This window comes from Paenibacillus sp. Paensp38, from assembly GCF_059491915.1.
Map to the genome: position 1 here is coordinate 5,593,010 of NZ_CP168516.1, position 26,833 is coordinate 5,619,842.

The 26,833-nt window shown below is 42.8% G+C and carries 14 protein-coding genes; 11 read left to right on the plus strand and 3 right to left on the minus strand.

The window, feature by feature from the left end:
• The 10 genes from ACEN8J_RS24870 to metK all read left to right on the plus strand — a co-directional run bounded on the left by ACEN8J_RS24870 (nt 1) and on the right by metK (nt 18,236).
• Entirely contained in the window at nt 1-762 is a 762-nt protein-coding gene (locus ACEN8J_RS24870; protein WP_029514607.1) for a WecB/TagA/CpsF family glycosyltransferase, read from the plus strand.
• 137 nt (nt 763-899) lie between these two features.
• Nucleotides 900-2,030, plus strand: coding sequence for a glycosyltransferase family 4 protein (locus ACEN8J_RS24875; protein ID WP_029514606.1), 1,131 nt, complete (start codon nt 900-902; stop codon nt 2,028-2,030).
• Between the two features lie 190 nt (nt 2,031-2,220).
• Nucleotides 2,221-6,240 carry an S-layer homology domain-containing protein gene (locus ACEN8J_RS24880; protein ID WP_165146190.1) on the plus strand — a complete coding sequence of 1,340 codons (4,020 nt, stop codon included), beginning with the start codon at nt 2,221-2,223 and terminating at the stop codon, nt 6,238-6,240.
• Between the two features lie 352 nt (nt 6,241-6,592).
• A complete protein-coding gene (locus ACEN8J_RS24885; protein ID WP_495594097.1) occupies nt 6,593-9,730 on the plus strand; it encodes an efflux RND transporter permease subunit in 3,138 nt (1,045 codons plus the stop codon).
• Nucleotides 9,731-9,749: 19 nt separating this feature from the next.
• Nucleotides 9,750-11,096, plus strand: a complete 1,347-nt coding sequence (locus ACEN8J_RS24890; RefSeq protein WP_340933434.1) for an efflux RND transporter periplasmic adaptor subunit — start codon at nt 9,750-9,752, stop codon at nt 11,094-11,096.
• Between the two features lie 540 nt (nt 11,097-11,636).
• Nucleotides 11,637-14,003, plus strand: a complete 2,367-nt coding sequence (locus tag ACEN8J_RS24895) for a copper amine oxidase N-terminal domain-containing protein (protein WP_495594098.1) — start codon at nt 11,637-11,639, stop codon at nt 14,001-14,003.
• A 99-nt stretch (nt 14,004-14,102) separates the two neighbouring features.
• Nucleotides 14,103-15,641: a stalk domain-containing protein gene (locus tag ACEN8J_RS24900; RefSeq protein ID WP_495594099.1), complete on the plus strand. Its 1,539-nt coding sequence runs from the start codon at nt 14,103-14,105 to the stop codon at nt 15,639-15,641.
• A gap of 45 nt (nt 15,642-15,686) precedes the next feature.
• Complete coding sequence (locus tag ACEN8J_RS24905; RefSeq protein ID WP_029514600.1) at nt 15,687-16,265, plus strand: hypothetical protein; 579 nt, start codon at nt 15,687-15,689, stop codon at nt 16,263-16,265.
• A gap of 143 nt (nt 16,266-16,408) precedes the next feature.
• Nucleotides 16,409-16,699: an alpha/beta-type small acid-soluble spore protein gene (locus tag ACEN8J_RS24910; RefSeq protein ID WP_069009997.1), complete on the plus strand. Its 291-nt coding sequence runs from the start codon at nt 16,409-16,411 to the stop codon at nt 16,697-16,699.
• A gap of 334 nt (nt 16,700-17,033) precedes the next feature.
• A complete protein-coding gene (metK, locus tag ACEN8J_RS24915) occupies nt 17,034-18,236 on the plus strand; it encodes a methionine adenosyltransferase (RefSeq protein ID WP_013312298.1) in 1,203 nt (400 codons plus the stop codon).
• 130 nt (nt 18,237-18,366) lie between these two features.
• On the opposite strand, the gene ACEN8J_RS24920 is transcribed toward metK, so the two are convergent.
• Genes ACEN8J_RS24920 through ACEN8J_RS24930 form a run of 3 tightly spaced genes read right to left on the minus strand, consistent with a single transcriptional unit; the run spans nt 18,367 to nt 23,848 of the window.
• Nucleotides 18,367-19,269: a TetR/AcrR family transcriptional regulator gene (locus ACEN8J_RS24920; RefSeq protein ID WP_029514598.1), complete on the minus strand. Its 903-nt coding sequence runs from the start codon at nt 19,267-19,269 to the stop codon at nt 18,367-18,369.
• Nucleotides 19,270-19,325: 56 nt separating this feature from the next.
• Nucleotides 19,326-22,442 (minus strand): efflux RND transporter permease subunit, encoded by a 3,117-nt coding sequence (locus tag ACEN8J_RS24925; protein ID WP_495594101.1) that lies wholly within the window; start codon nt 22,440-22,442, stop codon nt 19,326-19,328.
• Nucleotides 22,439-23,848 carry an efflux RND transporter periplasmic adaptor subunit gene (locus ACEN8J_RS24930; RefSeq protein WP_029514596.1) on the minus strand — a complete coding sequence of 470 codons (1,410 nt, stop codon included), beginning with the start codon at nt 23,846-23,848 and terminating at the stop codon, nt 22,439-22,441. Before ACEN8J_RS24930 ends, ACEN8J_RS24925 begins: the two co-directional genes overlap by 4 nt.
• Before the next feature lie 266 nt (nt 23,849-24,114).
• On the opposite strand from ACEN8J_RS24930, the gene ACEN8J_RS24935 reads away from it, so the two are divergent.
• Nucleotides 24,115-26,832, plus strand: a complete 2,718-nt coding sequence (locus ACEN8J_RS24935; RefSeq protein ID WP_342425346.1) for a stalk domain-containing protein — start codon at nt 24,115-24,117, stop codon at nt 26,830-26,832.
• The last annotated feature ends 1 nt before the right edge of the window (nt 26,833 follow it).

A 26,833-nucleotide genomic window follows, 5' to 3' on the forward strand; every position in this document is an offset into this window, starting at 1 on the left:
GTGACAGTTGATAAGGTTACGAATGTGCCTACCGTCCCGATTTTCGGTGTTCCGGTATCAAGGCTTAATATGAAAGATACATTAAATGTATTAATTCAAGCAGTGGAGTCTCGCCGGCCCCATCAAGTGATCACTGCCAATCCGATAATGGTAATGGCAGCATTGGAAGATCCAGTGTACATGAACGTTATGAAACAGGCGGAGCTGATTGTCCCGGATGGGACCGGCGTAGTGTGGGCTGCAAACTATGTAGGACATCCTGTACCTGAGCGTGTAGCGGGCTTTGACTTGTTACATGAATTACTTGCAGCTGGCGAAAACTATCATTGGAAGGTTTATTTACTGGGATCAACATCTGAGGTGATTCAAGCCACCGCAAAGCGGGTACATGAGCTTTATCCCGCAATTACGGTTTGTGGCAAGCGTGATGGTTTTTTTGGACCAAAAGAGGATGAAGCCGTAATTGCAGCTATTCGTGAAGCAAATCCTGATTTATTGTTTGTAGCACGTGGAGCGGACACACAGGAACCCTGGATTGGTAAATATAAGGAAAAGTTGGGTGTACCGGTGATGATGGGGGTTGGCGGCAGCTTCGATGTTATATCAGGCAGAACCAAACGCGCACCTAAATTGTTTCAAAAGCTACGGGCTGAATGGTTATATAGACTCCTCAAAGAGCCAAGCCGTTACAAAAGAATGCTTGCGCTGCCGAAATTCGCCGCGAAAGTGATGCGCGAAAAAGAAAACGTCACAAAAGTGTGATAAATAGCTTGAATCTGCCTCCAAAACCCGCTAATTTGCCAGAATATGAAGCTTGGTATTTATTTTTGATCAGAGTATAATTCAATGCGGTTACATCTGAAAAGGGATTGCTTTAAAATTGGGGGTCGAATGATCAAATGTTATTGATCTATATTATTGGGTTCATCATGGCACTGGGACTTGCGCTGTTACTGACACCGCTCGTCAAGAAATTCGCTGTGAAGGTTGGAGCCGTCGATGTACCGAATGCCCGAAAAGTACATACCCGAATTATGCCGCGTCTTGGCGGACTGGGGATTTTCTTGGCATTTCTGTTGTCCTTATTGGCGGTGTTACCTTTTGTGCCTGACGGAATGCTGTCCTCTCGGGATATTAACTTTATCGCAGCCTTTCTGATTGGCGGTACGCTGATTACACTGATTGGTGCTCTCGATGATCGTTTCGATCTCAATGCAAAATTGAAATTTTTGGCTCAAATTGCCGTTGCGTGTATGGTCGTGTTTGCTTTTGATATTCGTGTAGATTTTGTAAATGTACCTTTTCAGGATGCATACTCATCTTTGGAAAGCTGGATTTCCATTCCACTTACGATTTTTTGGATCGTAGGTGTAACGAATGCCATCAATTTGATTGACGGTCTGGATGGACTGGCTGCAGGTGTCTCAGGCATTGCGATTGGAACTATTTTTGTGATGTCGATATTGATGGGTAATTACATGGTAGCTATGCTTTGTCTTGTGCTGCTGGGCAGTATTATCGGATTCCTATTTTTTAACTTTCATCCTGCAAAAATATTTATGGGTGATACAGGGTCATTATTTTTAGGTTTCTGTCTGGCCATGCTATCCATGCTTGGTTTCAAGCAAATTGCTATCGTATCTTTTATTACGCCATTGATTATTATCGGTGTACCATTGTCAGATACATTCTTTGCTATCATTCGTCGCAAGTTGCAGAAAAAACCGATTTTCTCTCCGGATAAAGGTCATTTGCATCACTGCCTACGCGAACTAGGTTTCAGTCACAGACAGACGGTGTTGATTATCTACGGTATTGCTGCATTTTTCGGTGTATTGGCCGTGATTCAATCGTCTGCTGCGCTTAATGAAGCGAACTGGGTCACCTTTGTCGTGATTTGTATTATGATGTTCTTCCTACAGATCGGTGCAGAGGTTATTGGTCTTGTTGGCAAAACCAAACGCCCAGTTATTAACACACTGATTCGGTTGTTGGCTAAGCCAGATTCCCAGACGCGTTCGAAATTATAATTTTAATTTAAAAGTAAGCCTTCAAGCTTGGCGGTATACCGCGGGTTTGAAGGCTTTTTTGATGTTTGCTGTAAAAAAACTCCCTCCTTTTTTGAGAATTTACTAATTTTTTGTATGTTTACTACCGATAAAAAAAGTATTGAATGATTACGTACCCCAAGGTGCGACAGAATCAAAGGAGGACAATGATTTGAAACGATTGCTATCCATGTTGCTGACGGTTGGTCTCATCATTGGCTTGGTGCCGGCGGCCCTGGTAGGTACGGCTCATGCTGCGACAGGAACTTATTTCATTTTTCCAAATGAGAAGTATGATGCGGATTCGGCCAGATCGGTGAACACCGACCGTATTACAGTTAACGGTACGATTAACGGAGTGAACGGAAGCACGATATCATATAGTGTATTCCAGCTCTCTAAAAATGGAACGACCCTTAATGTGGTGAATAAAAATGAGAGTCAAAAAGGCGGAATTACGGTCAGTGGCTCTACACTTCAAATTACAGACATCAAACTGTTTCCTGGTTTGAACCGAATTACATTCCAAAGTAGCCAAAACTCGGCTGAGATGAAGGATTCTATTTACGTAGAGTACCAGGATGGACCCAAGGTTTATGATCTGTCTGCTACGCTGAATGGTGAAACAGAACAATTAGTAGAGAACCAGACAGCTGTGTTAACAGACGCTCGCAATAGCGGTACGGATGATGTTAAAGTAGTCATTCAAGGTACGGCGCCTAATGCCGACAGTGTAACGCTTACGTCTGCAAAAAGCAGTAATACGTATAATGTATCCTCTTACACTGGCTATAAACTAACAGGTAGTGTTGTACTCAGTCCAGGTAAAAATATAGTGAATATTAAAGTGAATAACGGAACTCAGGCTCTTACAGTTACACGTGAAATTACGATTTATACGGGAAAACCGGAATTCTCTGATTTGACCTTGAACAAGGATGGGAATGTTTCTGCCGATCTGACCACTTCGCCTGACTTTACCGTATCGTCTACAAGTGGTGTGGTTTTAAAAGGTAATGTTTTGGTGCCAGGCGGTCCAACCGATCCAGGAGTTGCCACAATCAATGCGCGTTTTACCGATGTGAGTAACAATGGTAGCGCTGTGGGTAGTGCGACTGGAGTTGATGCCACAATTGATACTGCAAATGTGGTTACATCAAATGGTTATAAAGTATATCCATTTCAGGTGACTGTACCTTCAGAAGCTGTTATTGATCATTTGACCAGGGCATCTCTGGGCATAACCTATACGGATAGCAGTACACCTCCAGCTCCATCGGCTGTCCAATTTACATTGCGCAGCAGCACTCAGCCGTATATTGATGATATTAACTATCTTCCTGATTTTAATAATCAATTGTTGAGCAGAATTAAGGGAAGCGGGTCTGATCAAGCAGCTGCTATAGATGAAGCTCTGAAATTAACTGGAAGCTCTATGAAGAACAAGACTACAGATGCTCCATCTGTTCCTGTTGGTATGGAGTTCATCGTTGTTAACGGTGCACCTTCTTCAATTAGTGAACTTTCTGGTGTGTCAGTTCATACTGTAGGATCACCTCAAGATGTGATTCGGACAATCAATGGTAAGTCAACACAAGTGAAGAAAATCGTTGCTTATGTAGACACTTTGCCTAAAGAAGGACAAAACGTACTGAATTTTTACCTGAATGGCGACTCGACCAAATTAATTAAAGCAACGGTGAATCTGTTGCAGGGTCCGTTCATGAAATACGATACGATTTATGATGGGCAACAAATTCCGTTAAATACATCCAGCTCAAACTTGAATACCTATAAATTGACTCAACTGGGCTACTTTAAAGGTAAATTGCTTGATGTGAGCAACGCAGCGGATATTCATTACACTGGAAGTAACCGAAATGTATTCCTGTATGTTAATAATGTATTGGTTGATCTGGATGGTTCAGGAGCGGACTTCAAGCTTGCTGCTTCCTCAGAGACAGCCGCAGCCAATGCCTTGGCGAACGGGAATAATGAAATCAAGTTTGTGTACAAGCCAGGTATTGAGTACAGCAATACGGTAAAAGTAAACTTTACACAGACGAATATTCCAGTAATTCCTGTTCCAAATACACAAGGAATCATCCCTTTTACACCAGTTAGCGGCTTGAGCAATACACCGAAGTATAGCGAAATTGCTCCGAAATCAAAAGATGCTAATTTCACCAAAGTGGATGATACTAACTACAATACATCTCTGAAAAATATCAATGTATTTGGTACTTTCAGTATTGCCGATTTGGGTAAAGCAGATCAGGTAAATGGTTCGTTAAGTGATATTGCCAATAAAGATCAATATATTTTGGAGATTAAGGGATCGGATGACAGTGAATTCAACTGGACGTTGAGTAACGAGTTTTTCTCAGCAGAAGATGCTAAGACAACATATAATTCCGGTTCTACTACAGATAAATTTACTAATAAAGATTTAAAAGACCTGCTTGTGTACTACCATCCGGACAAAAAGTATTTCAGCTTTGTGTTGAAAAACCAAACTATTTCGCAAGATGGAACACCAGTAGCTTATAACATTACCTTGTACAACAGTGGCAAGAGCGGGCCGTTTGCTACTTTCCGACTGCAAGTATCCGGTCAATCCACATCTTTTGATATCTTGCGTCCGCTTCCTGAAAAACGGATCGTGAATCAAAACTTTGTGCAAGTTGTTGTAAACGCAGGTAACGCAGATAGTGTTATGGTAGGTAAGGAAAAAGCGGTTCAAGAAGGATTTGATTCTGACTATGATGGTACTGTTGATTACCCATCAACTTACAAAGCCATCGTTACAGGTCTAAAAGCTAACAAAGATAATAAAATTGATGTAGTGGTTACAGTAGGCAAGGAAAAACTAAAACAAACCATTACTGTTAAATATGTGCCTACAAATATTCCTGGCGAGCAGTACATGGAAGCGATGAAAACATCGCACAAAGTGTTCGATGGTAATCTTACACTTGCTTTTGCGAAGGGAACGAGTCTAATTCGCCGGGATTACGATCAACCACAGCAATTCAAAAACCAGGTTTTCTCTGGGCATACTTTGTACTTTGCGATAGCAAATAGCGAAGATGGTGTGGTAGACCGTCATGAATTTGAAACTGAAAAAGCATTGTCCGATATGCGGAGCTTGATTGCAGACGGAAGTAGATACTTCAACCGGGATTTCCCAAGTCGTTTTACCAAGTCCAGTCCAGTATTCTGGATTGACCCAGGTACCGCAGATGATATCAAAACGGATGCTTACGATCCAGTGACATATGGTGCTGATCCTTATCAATTGGCTAACAAGTCGCAAAATGACAGCAGCAAGATCAAAAACTTCTACTGGCGTGACCCATCTAACGAGTTAGTACCTTCCAAGCGTGCTACATTGACGCTGACGTATGATAGTAGTATTGCTCAAGATGCAGGGAAACAAATGTCGGTGTTCTATTTTGATTCTGATCTTAAAGACTGGCAGAACATTGGTGGTGTGGTGGATCCGAAAAAACACACCATTAAAGTACCGTTTGATCGTTTCGGTTACTATGTAGTTGCTAAAGTTGGAGAAACGTATAGTGATGTCATTAAGCACAAATACGCCAGAGATTACATCGAAGCCATTTTGGCTAAAGGTGTCATGAACCCAATGGATCCAATTAATAGCTTTGGACCCGACAGCTACATTAAAAGAGGCGAATTTACGTCTATGATCGTCAAAGGTCTGCAAATTCCGCTTAATTTCAGCGGAGCGAAGCATTTTGACGACGTGTCTATTCCAAATACGATATCAGCAGATGCGCTCTATGATTATCGTTATATTGAAACAGCTGCACGCGCTGGTATTGTCAAAGGTTCGCAACCAAGAATCTTTATGCCGGAAGATGTAATCACACGCCAAGATGCAGCAGTCATTATCGCTAAGGCATTGAATTTGAAGCTTGAAACAGATCATGACAAGATCATGAAGAATCTGTCTAAGACCTTTAAAGATGCGGACAAAATTGATTACTATGCACAGGCATCTGTGTTGGCTATTGCCAAGAAAGGCTTTATTACGGGTTCACCTGTTGATGCAAGCGATCTGAAAAAAGGATATATGTTTAATCCTACTTCCCTGACCTTGCGTGGAGATGCAGCCATTATTGTAGCTAAAGTTATGGCTGATAAAAAGCTGCTTCCTAAAATCTAATTAACAAAACACCTGAAATTATTAAACATCCCTCCATGCGAAATGGAAATTCCCTTTCATATACATGAGAGGGATGTTTTTTATAAATCAGCTATTTGACTGGAATTAAGGGCCTATGCCATAATATCAATGAGGTAAGAACTTTGGATTAGCCTTACAACGTTTTTTATTTTGGATTTAGCTTAAACGTCTGTAATTAATTTCTTTTTTTTAAGCTTTTATCTCAAAATGTGTTTATTATTTTTTTATATGTTTTTTTTGCGCATTTATCTGAAACTTTACGCTTATTTCATCGTAGTAGTGGATGTGTGTGCTTAAATATTACATAGAGAAGTGAGTGGGGAGTGATGAGATGTCTCAGTTTTCAATACGCCGTCCTGTAACAGTATTTATGTTAATTATTGCTTTGCTAATCGGGGGCGGTATTTTTTCGTTAAGGCTTCCTGTCGAGCAGATGCCGGATATGAAGTTGCCTATCGCTGTGGTAGCGACCAGTATTCCGAACTCGACACCAACGGAAGTTGAGGAATTGGTGACCAAACCTATTGAAAAGAGTCTGGCTTCTATTGAGAATGTAGATACGATCCAGTCCGAATCTTCAGAAGGATCATCTATGGTCATCATTCAATTTAATTGGGGAGTAGATATCAATCAAGCAACCCTCGACATGCGAGATAAAATTGATGGAGTTCGAGGATCTCTTCCAAAGGCGGCAAATTCGCCGCGCGTACTTAAATTGGATTTTAATGCAACGCCGGTTATTACACTCTCCTTTACAGGGGACCAGGATGTTAACAAGCTGAAGCCTATTGCTAAGGATATTATTCAGCCGCGACTTGAAAGAATTGCGGGAGTAGCTTCAGTCAGCATGTCAGGCGGGCAAGAACGGCTTGTGAAGATTACTGTAGATCAAGCCAAGCTTCAAAGCTATGGTATTACGCTGGATCAAATCAGCCAAGCGCTATCGTCTAATAACGTAGCGGGTTCTGCTGGTTCAGTATACCGAGGCAATACAGAAATCCAACTTCGGGTTCAGGGTGAATATAAAGCTGTTTCAGAAATGGGTGAAACGCCAATTCCAGTAGGGAAGGGGAGCGTTAAGCTAAAGGACATTGCGACAGTTGAAGATTCCTTGGATGATGTTACAACCATTTCTACTTTTAATGGAAAGCCAAGTGTCAATATTTCTGTTACTAAAGCCACAGGGGGGAATACCCTCTCAATCGCCAATTCTGTAAAGGATAGTTTAGATTCGATACGGAAGGAATTGCCTCAGGGAACTCAATTAGAGATGGTAACAGATGCTTCGAAACCGATTAGCGACTCCGTACACTCACTAGTAGAGCATGCTATATTGGGGCTTATTATCGCAGCCATTGTATTACTTTTATTTTTGAACAGTATACGTTCTACCATTATTGCTGCTATCGTTATTCCAATTTCCTTCGTAGCTACGTTTATGATGATGTATTTCACCGGACAAACCATTAATGTTATTTCATTGAGCGGTTTGCTTCTGGGGTTAGGATCGTTTGTCGACTTTGCTGTTGTTATTATTGAGAATATTTTTAGACAACGACATGAAGGGAAAAGCATGCTACAAGGGGCTATTGATGGCTCCAAGCAGGTGGGTAATGCCGTTATGGCATCTGCACTTGCGCAGATCGTAGTATTTTTACCAGTTGTTTTTGTTGATGGAATAGCGGGAGTTCTATTTAAACCGTTGGCGTTAACAGTTATTTTCTCTCACATTGCAGCCTTGGTCGTATCCCTTCTGATTGTGCCGATGCTCGGTTCACGTTGGCTACCTACCATACCAGATGAATCCATATACTCTTCAGGTACTTATAAGGGTGTTAACCCTATTGTGTGGTTTAATATTGGCTTCGAGAAATTTAAGGGTGGGTATCGCCGTATACTGAAGTGGGGAATCAACCATAGAAAATCTGTGTTAATCATTACTTTATTAATGTTCGTGGCAGCTGGGGCTCTAGTTCCTTTCGTTAAGGCTGAATTTATCCCAGCATCCGATACTGGGGAATTCACAGTTAATGTGAAACTTCCTAATGGAACGGTCTTGGAAGAAACGGAAAAGGTTGTTCAAGATATAGAAAAAGAAATATTGAAAGTTCCTGATTTGGATAAAATGACAGTGACAGTTGGGTCTGGTGGCAATTCGGCCTTTTCAGGTGCAACTCCAACCAACTCGGCAGATTTAAGTGTTACGCTCAAGGATGGGCATCAGCCAACAGATGTTGTAGTTGAGGGCCTTCGTAAGAAATTTGATAGTATTCCGGATGCAGAGATTACACTGACGTCCACAACAGGCCTTTCAAGCGGTGCGGCTGTTAACATTAATCTAAAAGGTGACGATATTGACGTCCTGAGAGAACTCTCGGACAATCTCGTTGCGGACGTGAAAAAAATACCGGGTACGGTCAATGTGAAAAGTAGCTTGAGTGCCGTTCGCGAAGAATATGAGATTACCGTTAATCGGGAGCTTGCGAGTCGATATGGCTTATCAGCAACTCAAATCTTATCTGCAGTGAATACTTCTTTTAATGGATCAGTCGCCACAAGCTATCGTACAGGTGAAGATCAGATTGATGTGAAGATATCATTGCCAGAGCAAAATCGCCACGATTTGTCAAATCTACAAGCCTTGCGGATTACCACTCCACAAGGTATTGATGTACCTTTGTCTTCCGTAGTAAGTATTGATAAACGGACTGTACCCGATACTGTTACTCGTGAAGACCAGACACGTCAAGTACAGATTTCTGCTGATATTGATGGATCAGGGGACATTCTAACCGTCAAACAGAAAATAGATGCTCTTTTGAAGAGTACTCACTTCCCAGAAGGCTACAGTGCAGATACGGGTGGTGGGCAAACTGAACAAATGATGGAGTCTTTTATAAACTTAGGGATAGCTATTTTGCTATCTGTCGTGCTCATTTATATGGTTATGGCAGGACAGTTCGAATCGTTGCTCACACCGTTTGTTATTATGTTTTCCGTTCCACCTACGGTAATTGGTGTGCTTATCGGTTTAGCTGTAACCGGGGCGAGTCTCAGCGTTTCAGCTTTGACGGGTTACATCATGCTCGTCGGTTTGGTCGTCAACAATGCCATAGTTATGATTGACTTTATAATTCAGCTCCGAAAAGACGGCCAAGATCGGGATGAAGCTATTATTCATGGAGCGTCTGAGCGGTTGCGTCCGATTTTGATGACCACGCTGGCTACTGTACTAGCTTTGATCCCAATGGCATTCGCTACAGGAGAGGGGAACGAAACACAAGCACCGATGGCAGTTGTTGTTGTATTCGGGTTATCCTTCGCAGCTGTTATTACATTGATTCTTATTCCGGTAGTCTACGTCATCATGGATAATATGATACAAAAACGTAAGAATCGGAAATTAAAAAGACAAGCGAAGAGAGAATTAAAAAAAGAAGCGAAACTACAAAAAAGTGTTCATATATAAGGTGAGGTGGAGAAACATAATGAATAAAAAAAGTGCTCTGATTGCTACAACTTTGCTTTTATCAGTTGCATTAGCGGGTTGCGGTGGGGGAGAGGCCCCTGCCGCACCAACTACGGCGCAGCAAGCCATTCCAGTTCAAGTAGCAAAAGTGGCTAAAGGTAGTATTAACGATTCAACAGGTATTATTGGAAGCTTTGCTCCCAAAGAGACAGCTCAGGTGTCTCCGAAAATTAGTGGTAAAATTCAAAATATTAACCTTACAGTGGGCCAAAAAGTAAATAAAGGCGACACATTGTTTACTATAGACCAAAAGGACTTGCAAGACTCGATTAAGCAATCCCAGGAGTCTTACCAGGTTGCCCTGGCCAATTTAAAACAAGCAGAGTCAGGTGCAGCGCAATCGGTACAGCAGGCAGAATCCAGCGTGGATCAAGCCAAAAGTGCGCTTGTCCAGCAAGACAACACCATCACCCAAGCTCAGACCAGTCTGGTCGATGCTCAGAGTTCCGTGCGTGATGCTCAAAATACGCTCAACCGCAACCAACAGTTGTTTAGTGCGGGTGCTCTATCTCAATCTGAGTTAGAGCAGTCTCAAATAGCGCATAGAAGGGCTTTAACTGCAGTGGAGAATGCACAGATCACACTTCACAATGCACAGACGTCCAAGCAAAGTGCGCAAACAACATATAGCAATGCTCAAAAATCATTACGTCTTGCCCAACAGAAAACAGGCATTGACGTAGCTCGTGCTTCTGTCAATCAAGCTAAGTCCAGTTTAGACACAGCACGTAGCCAACTGGTGGATACTGTGGTCAAAGCTCCGATTTCCGGTACGATATCGGTAGTAACAGGAACCCAGGGGCAAATGGTTAGTGCACAATCCGCGGTTGCTACAATAGCAAATACCAATCCTATTATTGCTAAAGTTAACGTTTCTGAATCTGAGCTTCTCAAGATGCAGGTGGGTTCATCTGTGACTGTAGGCGTGGACTCGTTAAATAAGCGAATTGAGGCCAAAGTATCGGCTGTCAATCCGGTAATGGATAATGATCTGAAGGCATACCCTGTTGAGGTATCAGTTCCTAATGGTTCTGGCGAATTAAAATCAGGGATGGTTGTAACTGTATACATGAAATCAGAAGCTCCTAAAAACATTTTGGTATCGCAGGATGCCATTACGGAGCAGGCAGGGAAAAAGTATGCTTATGTAGTGGAAGGAACAGTGGCTAAGCGGGTAGAGGTGCAGACAGGTCAGGAAAGTGCCAAACAGGTTGAGGTAACCAAGGGGCTTGCTGAAGGACAAAATGTTGTCGTTAAGGGCGTTAGTCTGCTTACGGATGGCGCGAAGATTAATGTAGTGAAGTAATTTGTCGCGGCTATATTTACGGTAAATCACTGTTACTCCGTTATTTCTACTACTTAAAGTGTATTAGAGTATTAGATTTCAAGGGAATCTATAGACTTTATGTACTTTATATATTCTATGGATAATTCTTAACGAATATACTCCATTAAAGGCCGATTTCATGTACGAAAATAACCCTTGTACATTTAAGGTTGAGGAGGTAAAAGTTGTAGGATGACGGAGGAACAGGATCAAGAGTATAATTATGACTGTGGAAAGCGGAATACATAATTCAAAAAAATAAATTTTTTTTTGAAACGGACGCAACTTTTTGAACCCATGCTACGTCTAATTGGGTGAGTATGAAACAAAGGGGTACAAAAGCGTAAAGACAAAATTCGCTAAAAAAAATCTTTACTGCATTGTTATCACATTGTATAATACTGGAGTACGTCATAAATGGACGCTTTCTTTCAACTAGATTCCAAGCTTCTGTGATATTGTCACAGATATCATTTTATAAGGGTTCTCATAAAGCTCGGAAAGGAGGTGTAACGACTGATGAGTGACAAGATCCGACAAAAAGACAAAAATAATATTTCTGGTTATATTCAAGGAGGAGAAAAAAAGGTTATGACAAAGTTTAACAAAAAAATGATTAACGTGCTGGCAACAGCAACATTGGTTGCTGGTGTAGCAGCTCCAATCGCAGCATTGACTGCACCAACTGCAATCCATGCAGCTTCTAGCTTATCGAACCTGAATAATCCTAGTATTGGCTCTAGTGCACAATCCAATGTTGAATTGGGTAGAGCGAAAGTTAGTATTAGCCAAGCTTCCATCAGACCTGGTGCATCGTTTACAGTAACATTGCCAAAAGGTTTTGAATTTTCTGGCCCTGGAAACGGTGTTAGTCGCGTAAGAACTGCTACTGACGCTACTTATGGTTTGGGTGTATATCTTGATGCAAAAGATAACGACGACGCTGAAAACCTTGAGTCTACTGGTTATAAAGATGCAGATGCAGTTGTAGTTACTAAGCTGACTAACAAGTCTGCAAAAGTTGAATTGAATTTCAGTAACTCTGCTGATGCTGCTGATCTTTATCTGAACTTTGGTAAAATCAATGTTACTGGACCTAGCAATGGACCTATCAAAGTTGCTATTGATGCTGCTTCCGCAAGCGGTTTGACTAGTGGCGAAGTAGTGATTGGTAACGTGGTTTCTTCCGGTCAAATTTCTTTGAGTGCAGCTGATACTGTTTCCAGTGAAGAAAACTTTACTGCAACTTTGAAAGTTAAAGAAGAAACAGCTGGTTCATTGGGTAACAACAACATTAAGTTGAAATTGCCTAGCGGTTTCAAATGGGATTCTGCTCCTAAATCCGCAGCTACTATTCTGTTTGGTACTGATATCAAACCTGAAAACGTAAAATATTCTACTGACGGCGATACTTTGACTTTGTCCTTGGATAAAGTAAGTGGTCAGCAAACATCTTTCCAATTGCCTGTAGGATTCTATGTTGATGATGAAAACAGTGCTAAAGAAGGCGACGTAACAGTTAGTATCTCTGGTAATGCAACAACTGATGTTAGCTCCCTCGTAGTAGGTAGCTACGGTCAAATCGGTGGTGGCGTTTCTGTTGCTACTCCATCAACAATCCTTGCTGGTCATGACGAGCAAAAAATTGGTGATGTTACAATTAAAGAAACTGTTGCTGGTTCTTTCGTAAAAGGACGTACTGTAACTTTGCGTCTGCCTGAAGGTGCTCGTTGGCAGTCGACTTTTGAAAGCAATAACCCTGGAAGCAACTTCTCCGGTTCTATGGAGAACACTAACGGTTTGGGTGGAGCAGAGGTTTCCTACACTGACTCTGACAAACGTACTTTGAAATTGACTTTCAACAGTGCTAACAGCACAACTGACGCTGGTACTTTGAAACTGAAAAACGTTGAAGTTGCAACGCAACCAGGTTTCTCCGGCGATCTGAACGTTGATGTTGCTGGTAGCCAAGGTCTGAGCGGTACTGTTAAGGTTGCAACTGTGAAACAAGCAGTTACTCTGGCTGCTGCTTCCAAACCAACCCTGACAATCGGTCTGGGCGATCAACAAGTTGGCGATATCACAATCACTGAAGCTGCTAAAGAAGCTTTCGTTAAGAAAGACGGTAGCCGTGAAGTAATCTTGGAATTGCCAACAGGCGTACGTTTTGCTTCTACTCCAGATGTAAAAGTTACAGCTGGTGACGTTAAAGTGAAGAGTGTATCTACTGATACTTACGGCGAAAGCAACAAAGGCCGTCTGAGCTTCTACATCGATAGCGAAAGTGCTACTCCAAGTACAATCACAATCTCGGCTCCTAAGCTGACTGTTGACCGTACTGTAGCTCAAGGCGACATCGTTGCTAAGCTGAAAGGTAGCGCAGTATCTTACACTGCATACAAAGGCGCAACTGACAACACTCAAAACTGGAAAGATAACAACACTGCAGCTGCTGAAGTAGCAATTGCAACTGTTGGAACTCCAGCTCCAGGTGCTACTAAAACTAAAGCTGTCTTCACATTGGGAAGTACTTCCTACACTGTGAACGGCGAAACTAAAACAGCAGAAGTAGCTGCTTATGCTGAAAACGGACGCACTTACTTGCCAGTACGTTATGCAGCTGAAGCTCTGGGTGTATCCCCACAAAACATCCTGTTTGACAAAGCAACTTCCACAGTTACCCTGATCAAAGGTAGCACTGTTGCTCAAATCAAACTGAACACAAACCTGTTGACTGTTAACGGTTCTGTGATTCGTATGGACGTTAAAGCTGTAACTAACAAAAACCGTACTGTACTGCCAATCGCTTGGGTGAGCAGAGCGCTGGATGCATCCATCACTTATGATGCAACTGCAAAAACAGTTACTGTTGAAAACAAAAACTAATTTAAGAGCAACTCTTTTGAGTTAACTGAATTAGATGAGAAGAGGGTTCCTTTTGGAGCCCTTTTCTTTTATTAGTCTTATTGACAAAGGAGAGAAATTATGAAACGTTTTGGAGTGGCAGTACTGTCCACATTAGTTCTTTCTTCTGCGTTCGCCAATCTTGCAGGAGCTCAACCAGGTGATATAAAGGTTATTATTAACGGTGTAACTCAGCAATATACCCAGTCCCCGGTTGTTAGTCAAAATACAACCTTGGTGCCTCTCCGTGGTGTTTTTGAAAGCTTGGGTGCGAAGGTCGATTGGGACAGCAAAGCTAAAAAAGTGACAGCATCTAAAAATGATGATACGTTAACTTTAAATGTTGGTTCTAAACTTGCTTATAAAAATAGTAATCCTGTACAGCTGGATGCAGCAACTCAAATTCAAAAGGGTCAAGTACTCGTTCCTTTACGTTTTGTGAGCCAATCATTAGGCGCCAAAGTAAATTGGGATCAGGCTACCCGAACAGTGACCATTTCTAATCAAGCTAATGGCAGTACTACGGACGATCAAACCAATAGTTTGTCCAGTAAGCCTCTCGCAACTCCTGTGACCCAAGTTACTTATGATACCTACTATAATGATTCTTTGACCTATAATGATGCAGTTAAACTGGCTATAGCTGATAGTACTACAGTTAAAACAGCAGCAACGAATATCGATCAAGCTGGGAAAATCATGAAAGAAGCTGGCAAGGATATTAACTTTGTTCCAGCAGAAGCAGGTGATGAAGCACAAGACAAAGCTTTCAAAGGTTATGCTCAAACGAATCTAAATTATGAGGCTGCTAAGAAAAACTTGGATATGACCAAAGAAGGTATTGAATATAATGTGAAGGATCTCTATAACAAACTCCTTCAAAAGCAAAATGCCGTTAAACTTGCTGCTTTAAATATTGAAGATGCTGAGCGCAAGCTGAAAGTTTCACAAATTAAAAGAGATAATCAAATGTCGAGTGATTATGAGGTTACACAAGCAACCAATCAGGTGACTCAAAATCAAGCTGCTTTAGAAAAAGCAAAAAAAGATCTAGATAGTGCTTATGTATCTTTGAACCAAGTGATTGGTTACAAACCTGAGCAACGTTATGAATTGAAGGATAAACCTGTCTATTCTGAGTTTAAAGATAATGTGGAAACTAAAGTAAGCCAAGTACTTACTAGCAGCACTGCCATTTGGTTGAGTGAGCAAAAAGTGGATTTAGCTGAATTGAGCTTAAAGCTTTACAACTTCAATACTCCAGGAAATACGCCTTACGAAGCTGAACAACTTAATGTTGAAAAAGCTCAGTATGCTACAGAAGGCACAAAGAGACAACTCGAAGAAGCAGTAAGAACAATCTATAACAACATCAAAGCATTGGAAAGCCAATACTCACAGATCCAAGCTGGTTTGGTGAGTGCAAGAAGTGCGGCCGATATGGCTAAAAAGCAATTTGATGTTGGGTTGGCTACAGAGCTTCAGGTTTATGATGCTAATTTGAAAGTGACTACTGCTGAGCAACAGGCGGAAGATATAGTTTCAAGTATTGATACTTTGAAGCTGGCTTTCAATAAGCCTTGGGCTATGCAAGGTTCCGCTGGAGCAAGCGCGCAATAATTAAAACTTAACTATACTTGCTATAACCTGCTGTAGGAGGACTTCATGAAATCACGCTATAAAGTATCGTTGGCTGCAGCTTTACTTGGGGGAGGAATTGTAGCAGGCTCCTTAATGAACAATTCAGTTAATGGAGCCTCCAGTTCTGGACAACCTGGTACAGCTGATGATCCAGTCGTAACCAAAAGCTATGTTGACCAAAAAATTGCCCAGGCAATCAAAGGTGGAGTGCCCGCAAGTAACACGAGTAGTAAAACCACTAGTTCGACTACTCCAGCGACAAACGCTACCTCTAACACAACGGCGTCAGGAACTTCTAGTGCAGGAAAAACTTCCACACCAGAGCAGACAGAGGTTTTAAAGGTTGTTGATGTAAAGCCTGGTCAAAAACTGATTGCCAAAGCAGGCTCGGAATTTATTTTACGTAATGGTTATGCTGTTGTGTATAGTATGGATGCCAGTGGGGCTATTGATATTACTTCTGGAACGGAAATTGTTCATAATCAGGCTGTCGAAAAAAATCATTTATTATCGTTTCCTAGAGAAGGAAGAGGTATTCAAGTAAAAGAAGGTCAGAAGTTTGGTCTGGTCGTTATGGTACGAGGCGGTTATACTGTTCAGTAAACTGTTTTGTATTTAAGCTGCTTTCGGCGGCTCTTTTTCTTAAATACTGTTTGGGATAGCAAATTGTTCTTGGCTAAGTTGAACCTAATCGCTGCACACTAACCCCATGAAAGACAATACATTTAGTGGAGGGTGTATACGAGATGGCGTCAAGAGGTCAAAGACGATTAATTCCCGAAAGTCGTGTCAGGTTAGATGATTTGAAGTATGAAATCGCTGCTGAGTTTGGGCTACCTGTTTATAATCCCCAATATACACATATACAACCTAAGGCTGACAGTGAATTTGCTGCAGAATTGGGGGAGTTTGCGGGGGGCGGGAATGTAGCATGGCGTGATTTAACTTCAAGACAGAACGGTTCGGTTGGTGGTGAAATTACTAAGCGACTGATACAATCTGCTGAACGTAGCTTATCTGAATATGGTACATTGTAAGTTGCAATAATTTCTACAGTTTTTGAACATATAGTAGCGTAAAATCTGGGGTAATTTACATGTAAATCAAAAATGGTTTGCATGTAGACTTACCCTAATTTCGAATGTTGTCATTGGGTGATACGAATTGACACCTTGTTTTAAATAGGATATCATGGCATTTGAGGCTTGTACGCAACCTTTTCCTACCGGAGAAGGTTCATTTTTTATTAATCAGGTGTAACAAGATACCTCCCGCCATTTGATGGCTTGAAGGTATCTGAATAATGCCATTACCATGTCAGGATTTTTTTATTAAATCCTCATGTATTTTAATTGTGGGAGGTTGAAATTCATGTCTGTAAAAGGCCGTCATTTGTTCACGTCCGAGTCTGTAACAGAAGGCCATCCGGATAAAATCTGTGATCAGATATCCGATGCTGTATTGGATGCCTTTCTGGCTAATGACCCTAATGCACGGGTAGCATGTGAAGTATCGGTAGCTACTGGTCTCGTTCTCGTTATTGGTGAAATCAGTTCCAAATCGGAGTACGTGGATATTCCATCCATTGTACGTAATACGATTAAGGAAATTGGCTATACACGTGCGAAATACGGTTTCGACTATAATACTTGCGCTGTATTGACTTCTTTGAATGAACAGTCGCCGGACATCGCTCAAGGGGTTAATGCTGCCTTGGAAAGCCGTGATCCTGCTGAAGTAGATAAAGAAACGGAAAACATTGGGGCTGGAGATCAAGGATTGATGTTTGGTTTTGCTACGAACGAGACACCGGAGTTGATGCCTTTACCTATCGCTATGTCTCACCGTATTGCACGACGCTTGTCTGAAGTGCGTAAGGATGGAACACTGAATTACCTTCGTCCAGACGGTAAAACCCAAGTAACGGTAGAGTATGAAAATGGTAAACCTGTTCGTATTGATGCTATTGTAGTTTCTACGCAGCATGCGGAGGATACTACTTTGGAGCAAATTCAAGCAGACATCAAAGAAAAGGTTATTTTGCCAGTTGTTCCTGCCGAATTATTGGATGAGCAAACCAAGTATTACATTAATCCGACAGGACGCTTTGTTATCGGTGGTCCTCAAGGAGATGCAGGTCTGACAGGCCGTAAAATTATTGTGGATACGTATGGTGGTTATGCACGTCACGGCGGGGGAGCATTCTCCGGTAAAGATCCGACCAAAGTGGACCGTTCCGCTGCTTATGCTGCTCGTTATGTAGCGAAAAACCTCGTAGCAGCTGGATTGGCAGACAAAGTGGAAATTCAGCTTGCTTATGCCATCGGTGTAGCTACGCCTGTTTCGATTAACGTCGATACATACGGTACGGGTAAAGTGAGTGATGAGAAGCTGGTTGAATTGATCCGAAATAACTTTGATCTGCGCCCAACAGGTATTATTCGCATGTTGGATCTGCGTCGTCCAATTTATAAGCAAACTGCTGCCTACGGTCACTTTGGACGTACAGATTTGGATGTTCCATGGGAGAGCGTAGATAAAGCTGAAATTCTAAAAGAACAAGCGGGGCTGTAATTCCTCGTATGTTATCAAAATAAAAGCAATAACCCAAAAAGACTGTTTCATGCTTTGCATGAACAGTCTTTTTTTTGATGTGTTTCGCTGTTAAGTACGAATTTGTTCTGATGTACCGAATGCTGAGTGACTACTCGGATATCGGAGCATGGTCCAATAAATTTTTAAGTAAACGACAAACCTTTTGCAGTTCCTTGTACTGCTCCAAATACGCAAAAAGGGCTTTCAGGAGGCCTTTCTGAGGGTTCGATTTCAGAGCCTCTTCCTTTAAATGAGCGTAGATTTGCTGACACTCCTGTTTCTCCTCTGAACTCCAAGAAGACAGCAGTATACTGTCTTCCAAAGAGTGGAGAAGGCTGTTAATTTGACGGCCTTGATCAAAAGGATTACTTAGAGCACTTTCGGGTAACCAGCCTTGCTTGCTCCAGAACAAATGTGGAGCTGAATCAGCATTGTTCAGGCTGGTTGCCAAGGAACTGGATAAGAAGATAATAAACTGTGTTAGATGTTCAATCGTTTCATCATTCATGCGATCGGCAAAGAAGCGAATATATTCAAACACAATGCTTTTAAGTACAAAGGTCACGTCCCATGCATGATCTTCAATGCTCGGTCCAAAAATATCAATCAGGCAGTCGCGAACCCATCTGTACAATTTGTATTCATGATTCTCGAATGCGTAATTAAGTTGTTCATTCTGGAAAATAAGCATGGAAGGCTCAGGAAGATCCATCATGAGATACACTTTGTTTTCAACGAGATTTTTCAAGTAAAGTACAATAAAACCGTGCAGTTTATCGTGCTTAGAAAGATCAGGTTTACTGTAGAGAGCCCGGATGTCTTGTTCAATGTTATTTTCCAGAATGATACACATTTCTAGAGGGAGTTCTTCTTTTCCCTGAAAATATTTATAGAAGGATGCCTTCGCCATCCCACTTTCTTTAGCGATTTCTTCAACAGATGTTGAATAATAGCCTTTTCTGGAGAACAGCCGAATGGCGGCCTGTAAAATATCATTTTTTTTACTTTCCATACATACTTCCCCCTAGGGACCGACTAACTCGACAGCATGCGAACTCACTTCATACATCATAAAGATTGATCAGGTGTGATAACTGTGTGCTGCTGTTTTTTGAGTTGACGGCGCATCTTGTATTTGGCCATGATCATATACAAGGACGGCACGACAAACAAGGTTAACAAGGTCGAGAATAACAAACCGAAAATGACGGTAAACGCCAGTGGCTTAAAGAGCAGGCTTCCCAATAGTGCCAACGGAATCATACCTACAATGGCGGCCAAGGATGTCAATAAAATTGGTCTGAAGCGAGCGGCGGCCGCCTGTATTACGGCTTCCTTCAATTCCATTCCTTCATGTCGTGCATCCTCGATAAATTCAATTAACACAATCCCATTCCGCACAACAATGCCCGCGAGTGCAATGATTCCCATGATGCTCATAAAACCGATAGGCATATCGGTTAAGAAAATACCAATAATCCCGCCGGCTGCTGCCAGGTACACGGTCGTCATAATAATAATAGGAATGGAGAGAGAATAAAATTGCATAGTAATCAAGAGTAAAATGAGCAAGACTACAACGATAGCCAGCTGTCCTAAGTCCTTGAATATGGTCGATTGGTCAGAGGTTTCCCCACCAACCTCCCATTTGTAGCCTTCTGGGAACTTCATTTGCGCCAGCTTACTTTCAACATCAACCATCGCTTCGCTTGCAGTTCGTCCGTTCAAATCGGCTTCCACCGTAATCGTCCGCTCCATATTGTAATGCTTGATTTGCTGAATAGCAAATGACGGCTTAATCTGGACAAGCTGGTTTAATGGAATTTGCTTACCAGCTGCATTAACTACACTTAATTGTTGGAAAAGCTTACTTGGCTCCTCGTCGCTGTGATTCAAATACATTTTAATATCTACCAGACTGTTTCCAGTATCAAATTGACTGACTTGGGCTCCTTCTTTTAATAGAAGCAGGGTGCGAGTCAAATCTGTGTAACTTACCAGGTATTGATCCATCGCTTGTTTGTTGACCTCAAGCTCCAGTGCATATCGTTCAATTCCTATATCATCCACGATGCCTGTTGTGCCCTCTACTGTCGCGATCTGCTCCTTTGCCTTTTGGGCAAGAGTTTGCAGTTCATTCAGATCCTGACCTGAGATACGAATAGAAACGGGCTTACCCACTGGAATCCCGAGACGAGGAACATACATCGTAACTGTAACTCCAGGGTAGGATTTCTTAACATGTTGTTCCCAAGCATCAACTGTCGTATTGAGATCGAATACGTTTTCTTTGCCGACGACAGCAATCTGCCCCACCGTTTCGTTATAACTAATATTTCCACCCGAACTATTAATGTCACTAAACAGTTGTGGGGCAGTCCCTCCAGTGCTGTAGACGACCTTGGAAGTTTCAGGTTGCTTTTTCACCCAGCCTGCAAGGTCTTTAACGACCTGGTCCGTTTCCGCAATTGAAGTGCCTACAGGCATTTTTACATTTAGTGCAACATGAGGATCTTCCGACTCAGGAAAAAGTTCAACTGAGGTAAAGGGAACTAATCCATAGGCGGCTGTTCCAAGCATGAGTCCGACCATGGCTGTCAACAAGGGACGCTGAATGACCTTAGGCATCAGTTTTTGTGAATAGAGCTTGTTTAAAGAATGAATCTGCTGGCCGAGCAAGCCTGCTGGTTTAGATTTACCCTGAGGGTGACGAGCCTGTCTGCGCTTCTCATACCATTCTCGAAAAATAGGGATGATGGTGAGCGACATGATCATAGAGGCAAGCATGGTCAGGGAGACAATAGCAGGAATAGGTTTAATAAAGGCACCTACATTTCCAGGAAGAAACAACAATGGCGCGAAAGCTGAGATGGTAGCCAGAGTTGCAACCAAAATAGAAAGCATGACCTCTTTGGTACCTTTTACAGCTGCGACTGAGGGCGATTCTCCTAATTCCGTAAGTCTACGCTCAATATTATCATTTACAACTACGGCATCATCCACGAGTATGCCGAGTACGATGATCAGACCGACAACGGAAATCTGATTTAGAGTGATGCCGAACATAGGCAAAAAGATAATGGCAATCGAAACCGAAATAGGAATGGCCAGTGCAACAAATGCAGAGGTGAGCAAATTCAGCCCCAACATACAAACGAGAATAACGGCCACAATCGCAAGAATCGTTTCACGCTTTAAGTCGTCAAAGATATGGCTTACCTGATCCTTTTGTGCAAAAAGAGTTTGAAAGTGAACACCTGCGGGGAGTGTTTTTTCCAGTTCTTTGAGCTTGGTATTGATCTTTTCGCTCATAGAAGGGATGTCTGTGCCTGTTTCTGCTCCAATACTTAACGTAATGGCCGGTTTACCCTCTACATAGGCAAAGTATTCTGTATTAGGATGGGCCAGCTCCGTTATGCCGATATCTCTCAAATAAACAGGATTACCCTCTTTGGTGCGTGTCAAAAGGACCTGATTCAATTCATCAGCTTTTTCGGTCTCGCGAACAATAAGTTGATAGGTACGTCCGTTGTATTCAATATTACCAGTAGGGACCCGATCAATTTGAGCCTGAATCGCTTGAGCCACTTGTCCCCACGAAAGCTGGTATTGCTGAAGTTTCTGATTGTCAATATGGACACGTACTTCTTGATCAGGGAGACCATTGAATTTGACGCTAGATACGCCAGAAATGGTATTGAGCTGATCTTTCCAAGTCGTTGTTAAATCATTTAGTTTATACAGCGGTGTGGAAGAGTCAGCCGTCAGGGCATAGGAGCCGATAAAAGAGCTGGTTAGTTTGTCATTTACAACAGGTACTTCAACGCCTTGAGGAAGATCAGCTTGTGCATCTTGCACTTTTTTACGCATATCATCCCAAACCGTTTGAGGATCAACTCCGTTTTTGGATTCGATTAAAATAGAGGAGAATCCGTTACCAGAAGTCGAACTAATCGTTTTAACACCTTCAACTTCCTTAATGCGTTTCTCCAGCTCTTTAGTTACGGTTTCTTCTACTTTTTGTGGTGAAGCACCAGGGTAGACTGTTGTTACCATAGCATTCTGTATGGTGACATCCGGCATTTCCTGCTGTGGTAACTGGAAAAAGCCGAAGATTCCGACCAAAATCAGCATGACAAAAAACAGCAATGTAATTTTTCGTTTTTTTACGATGTACTCAATCATGGGCGTCCGCCTTCCTCCGACTGAATCGCATTTCCATCAAACAGGTTTTCTGCCCCTTTAACGATAATACGTTCGCCTTCACGAAGTCCCGATACGATTTGCAACTGATTATCTACAACCTGATTACCAAGCTCCACAGGGGTTTTAACAGCTTTTCCTTGAATGTCTTTGAAAATAAAAGGCTTGCTTCCCGTGTTAATGACTGCTTCGGCAGGAACGAGAATCCCATTCTTGTCGGTCACCTGTTGAGCAGCTTTAATGACCTGACCGGGTAACCAGTCTCGCTGTGGATTGTTTATAACAATCTCTACGTTAACCCTTCCTGTGTCGGTGCTGGTTGAAGGATAGACGTTAGACACCGTACCTTGACGGGTCTCTTCATAGAGCGCCACTTCTACTTGTTGACCCTTTTTCCAATCCTTAATTTCACTGTCTGGTACAGGAAGTAGTACTTTGAGGCGGTCGATGGTGCCTATGCGATAGACGGCTTGCCCTGACGCGACCAAATCACCTGTATTCACGATTTTTTCTAAGATTACACCGTTCACAGGAGAGATTAGACGTGTGCGTGAAAGTGCAAGTTCTGCCTGCCCCTTGGCAACAAGGGCTTTTTCGTAGTTGGCATGGGCTTGTTTTTGGGAAGCCACAGCCTGTTCACTGGCCGCTAGGGCTTTGCTTTTACCTGCAAGCGCATCTTGAAAGGAAGCTTGGGCGGATTGATGATCTTCGGCTGTGGCCCCTTCCAGCAAAAGGGACAGGGATTCCTTGGCTTGTTCCAAGTCTTTCAGGGCTGCGGTAGCATTCAGGTGAGCATTTTCATTATCTGATGCGGTAGCAGCGCCTGCCTCAAACAGCTTCTGTGTGCGCTCGCTATCCGTCTTGGCCTTGTTATAAGCGCTTTGTGCCTTATCTACAGTAGCTTGCGCTTGTTGTTTCTCTTGAGCACGTGCGCCTTTATTGACCTTGTTAACATTCGCGCGAGCTCCTGTAATGCCGGCATCGGCGGATTGAATCGCGGAGGTAGCAGCCTGTAAATTAGCCTGTGCGTTATCTATACCGGCCAAGGCCTCTTGAATAGAGGCTGTCGCCTGTGCAACCTGCAGTCTATAGTCAGCGTCATCTAGACGGGCAATGGTTGTACCTTTCTGTACAGCCGTCCCGGTAGTGATTTCTGCGCTAGCGACGATACCTCCGTTCTGAAAAGCCAGTGTACGTTCTTCATAGGCTTGAAGAGTGCCTGACAAGTTATAGGCAGTATGAAGTGGCGTTGATTTGACGATTGCGGTCCGCACAACGGTTGGCTGTACAGATGAACCTAGAGCGGCATCTTTTTTTTCTGTAGAACATCCGGTCATTGCGATGCACAGGGATAAAGTAGATATGATGATGGCCCGTTGTTTATTCATGATTATCAATCCTTCCGATAGGGTCATAATTAGAGAAGTGAACTAATCAGTATTATTTGAACTAACAAGTTCAAATGTATTATAGTGCGCCGATATTGCATTCGTCAATTCATCGTTTTAGATTTTATGAATTAGTTGACGGGACTTTCGTAACTTTTGCCTATATAATAAGTCTATTAACATAAGAGGATTTTTTTGTTTATTGATAGAGTACATGCGCGGAACAAAACCGTTTAAATACATTGAAGATGGGAGCTATTATCCAAATGTTTTTAAGTAATAAGAAACAGAGTGAAGTGAAAGTTAATGGCAGAGGAATCGCTAAAAGATGGGCCGTGTTAACACTGGCAGGGGTATTATGGGTCGGTCCGGTTGCTGGAACTGGGGCTCTAATTCCCTTAAATGGTTGGATGTCTGCTCCAATCGCAAGTGCAGCCTCTGGTTCAACTGTAAAATTGGGAGAAGAGATCATTACTTCGGGTGCAACATTATTGAAATATCGTTTTAAAGGGTCCAAAGGAACAGCACTGGCTGATATCATTCGAGTAGACTTGCAAAATCCGTACGTTAAGCTGGATGTCATGACGGGGAAGAATGGACAGTTTACGACCCGGCAGAGCACAGGCGGCATGGCAAAAGAGACTGGAGCGGTTGCTGGTGTAAACGGGGATTATTTTAATACCTCAAGCGAGGGAGCTCCGATCGGTGGACAAGTATCCAAGGGTGTGTTGATGTCTACTCCATCTGATTTAACGGGCATGTATGCCTTTGCTGTAACCAAAGATGGTTCTCCGATGGTGGAGCAGTTTACTTTTGAAGGAACAGTAAAAGCTGGAGACGGGTCGTCTTTCTCTTTGGCGGGGATGAACAAGGCTTCGTATTCGCCTGAGACGAGCGGGGGCAGTTATAGTCACTCTAATGCTATGTATATTTATACATCTGCTTGGAAAGCAATTGAGCGGCCCAAAAACAGTTCGACAACGCCTACCGAGGTATTGGTACAAAATGGTGTGGTTACGCAAGTCTCCGACAATGCTACATTGAATATGACCGTTCCGCAGGATGGCTATATTTTACGTACTCACGGTAAAGCGGCTGATTATGCCAAAGCGCATCTGACCGTGGGACAGACCGTAGAAACGAGCTATCGCCTTCGTGTTAAATCGACAGGGAGTGAAGTAGATCCTTCCAACCTTCAGATGATGATTGGTGGACATACCATATTAGTAAATGACGGTCAGAAAACCTCTTTTTCCCGGAGCACAACAAGCATAGGCGGGACGCGTGCGCGTACAGCTTTGGGATATTCCCGTGACAAGCGTTACGCTTATGTCATTGCCGTTGAGAAGAATGGGAACAGCGTTGGTGTATCCCTGAGCGAGCTGCAAACGCTGATGAAAGATATTGGCGTCTGGAAGGGTATGAATCTCGATGGGGGCGGTTCTACGACCATGGTGACTCGTGATTTGGGGGATACGACAGCGGGACTTACGTTCAATACGGAATATGGTACAGAGCAACGTAGTATCGTAAATGGAGTGGGGGTATATACCAATGCTCCTAAAGGAACGCTCAAAGGTTTCACCATCAAGGGCAATAAAACGCTGCTGATTGGTCAGACCGGAAGCTATTCCTTCAAAGGCTATGACAACTACTACAATCCCTTCGATACCTCAAAAGTACAAGTGACGTGGAAGTCCAGCAACCCGGCTGTTGTGTCAGTGAGCGGCGGCGTTGTGAAGGGGGCCCAACCGGGAACGGCTACTTTAACGGCATCCAGTGGCTCAGCCAGCGCTACAACTAAGGTCACCGTGCTTGGAGCAGATGAAATTTCATCACTCACCGCAGGAAGTGGAACTGGCTCGCTTACCGCTGGAGCTAAAATCGCTGTACCGGTAACGGCAAAGACAAAAGATGGACAGAGTGTCAGCATTACGTCAGATGCGCTCAAATGGGAGTTCATTGGCTTTAAGGGAAGCGTTAAGGACAATCAACTTACAGTAAATACGGTGGATGCAGGCGTGAAAACGGGCTATGCCATCGGTCGCTATGATGGTTTCAGCGCTGTCGTCTTCTTGTCTGCTGGCGGAGCAAGTACAAACAATTGGGAGAACTTCGAAAATGTTTCGTATCCGGTTGATTTTACTTCGAATGTGGAAGGTGTTACCGGCACAGTGGCTGTTGTACAAGGAGATGGTGACCATGCCAATTCCAAAGTGCTGGAACTGAACTACGATATGACAAATGGCAGTGGTAAAATGTATGCTTACGCCCAATTGAACGGCACGTCCGGGAAAACGCTTGAACAGGCGGCTACTTCCATCTCAATTGATGTCAGAGGGGATAAGAGTCTGAACTGGCTGCGTGCGGAGCTAGAGGATGCCCAAGGCAAAACAGCATATATTGATCTCGCTAAAGTGATCGACTGGAACGGTTGGAAAACCATTAATGCAGATATGAGCGGTTTGAATATTTCGTATCCAGCGAAGCTGAAACGTCTTTATGTGGTCAATGTGGCGGAAGGTCAGGACGAGCGTGCTAAAACAGGCAATGTTGCTTTTGATAATATTTCTTTTAATACACCGGGAACGGTCGGCACAGAAGGACTTAAAAAGGGAACAGCCCAAATGACGATCGGACAAAAATCAATGACAGTAAACGGAACACCTACAACAATTGATGCAGCTCCGATGACTCGCGATGGTTCAACGTATGTTCCGATTAAGTATGTGCTGGACGCATTTGGCGGACAAGCCAAATGGAATGCGGGCGATCAACGGATCACCGTTATGCGCGGTGGTGTGCTGATGGATTTGACCGTAGGGAAAAAAGAAGTTGTTCTGAACGGGAAGCGTCAAAGTACTGATGTTGCACCCGTTGTGCTAGGGGGTAGGACTTTAGTCCCGTTGAGACTCGTGTCTGAGCAGTTAGGAATGACTGTAAAATGGGAACAAGAAACGAAGACCATCACCCTTCAATCATGAT

Bases quoted from the DNA above. Each gene is read 5' to 3' on its own strand.
- ACEN8J_RS24885 (WP_495594097.1), top strand. From the start codon at position 6,593: ATGTCTCAGTTTTCAATACGCCGTCCTGTAACAGTATTTATGTTAATT.
- ACEN8J_RS24930 (WP_029514596.1), bottom strand. From the start codon at position 23,848: ATGAATAAACAACGGGCCATCATCATATCTACTTTATCCCTGTGCATC.
- metK (WP_013312298.1), top strand. From the start codon at position 17,034: ATGTCTGTAAAAGGCCGTCATTTGTTCACGTCCGAGTCTGTAACAGAA.
- ACEN8J_RS24875 (WP_029514606.1), top strand. From the start codon at position 900: ATGTTATTGATCTATATTATTGGGTTCATCATGGCACTGGGACTTGCG.
- ACEN8J_RS24900 (WP_495594099.1), top strand. From the start codon at position 14,103: ATGAAACGTTTTGGAGTGGCAGTACTGTCCACATTAGTTCTTTCTTCT.
- ACEN8J_RS24925 (WP_495594101.1), bottom strand. From the start codon at position 22,442: ATGATTGAGTACATCGTAAAAAAACGAAAAATTACATTGCTGTTTTTT.
- ACEN8J_RS24920 (WP_029514598.1), bottom strand. From the start codon at position 19,269: ATGGAAAGTAAAAAAAATGATATTTTACAGGCCGCCATTCGGCTGTTC.
- ACEN8J_RS24895 (WP_495594098.1), top strand. From the start codon at position 11,637: ATGAGTGACAAGATCCGACAAAAAGACAAAAATAATATTTCTGGTTAT.
- ACEN8J_RS24910 (WP_069009997.1), top strand. From the start codon at position 16,409: ATGGCGTCAAGAGGTCAAAGACGATTAATTCCCGAAAGTCGTGTCAGG.
- ACEN8J_RS24935 (WP_342425346.1), top strand. From the start codon at position 24,115: ATGTTTTTAAGTAATAAGAAACAGAGTGAAGTGAAAGTTAATGGCAGA.
- ACEN8J_RS24905 (WP_029514600.1), top strand. From the start codon at position 15,687: ATGAAATCACGCTATAAAGTATCGTTGGCTGCAGCTTTACTTGGGGGA.
- ACEN8J_RS24890 (WP_340933434.1), top strand. From the start codon at position 9,750: ATGAATAAAAAAAGTGCTCTGATTGCTACAACTTTGCTTTTATCAGTT.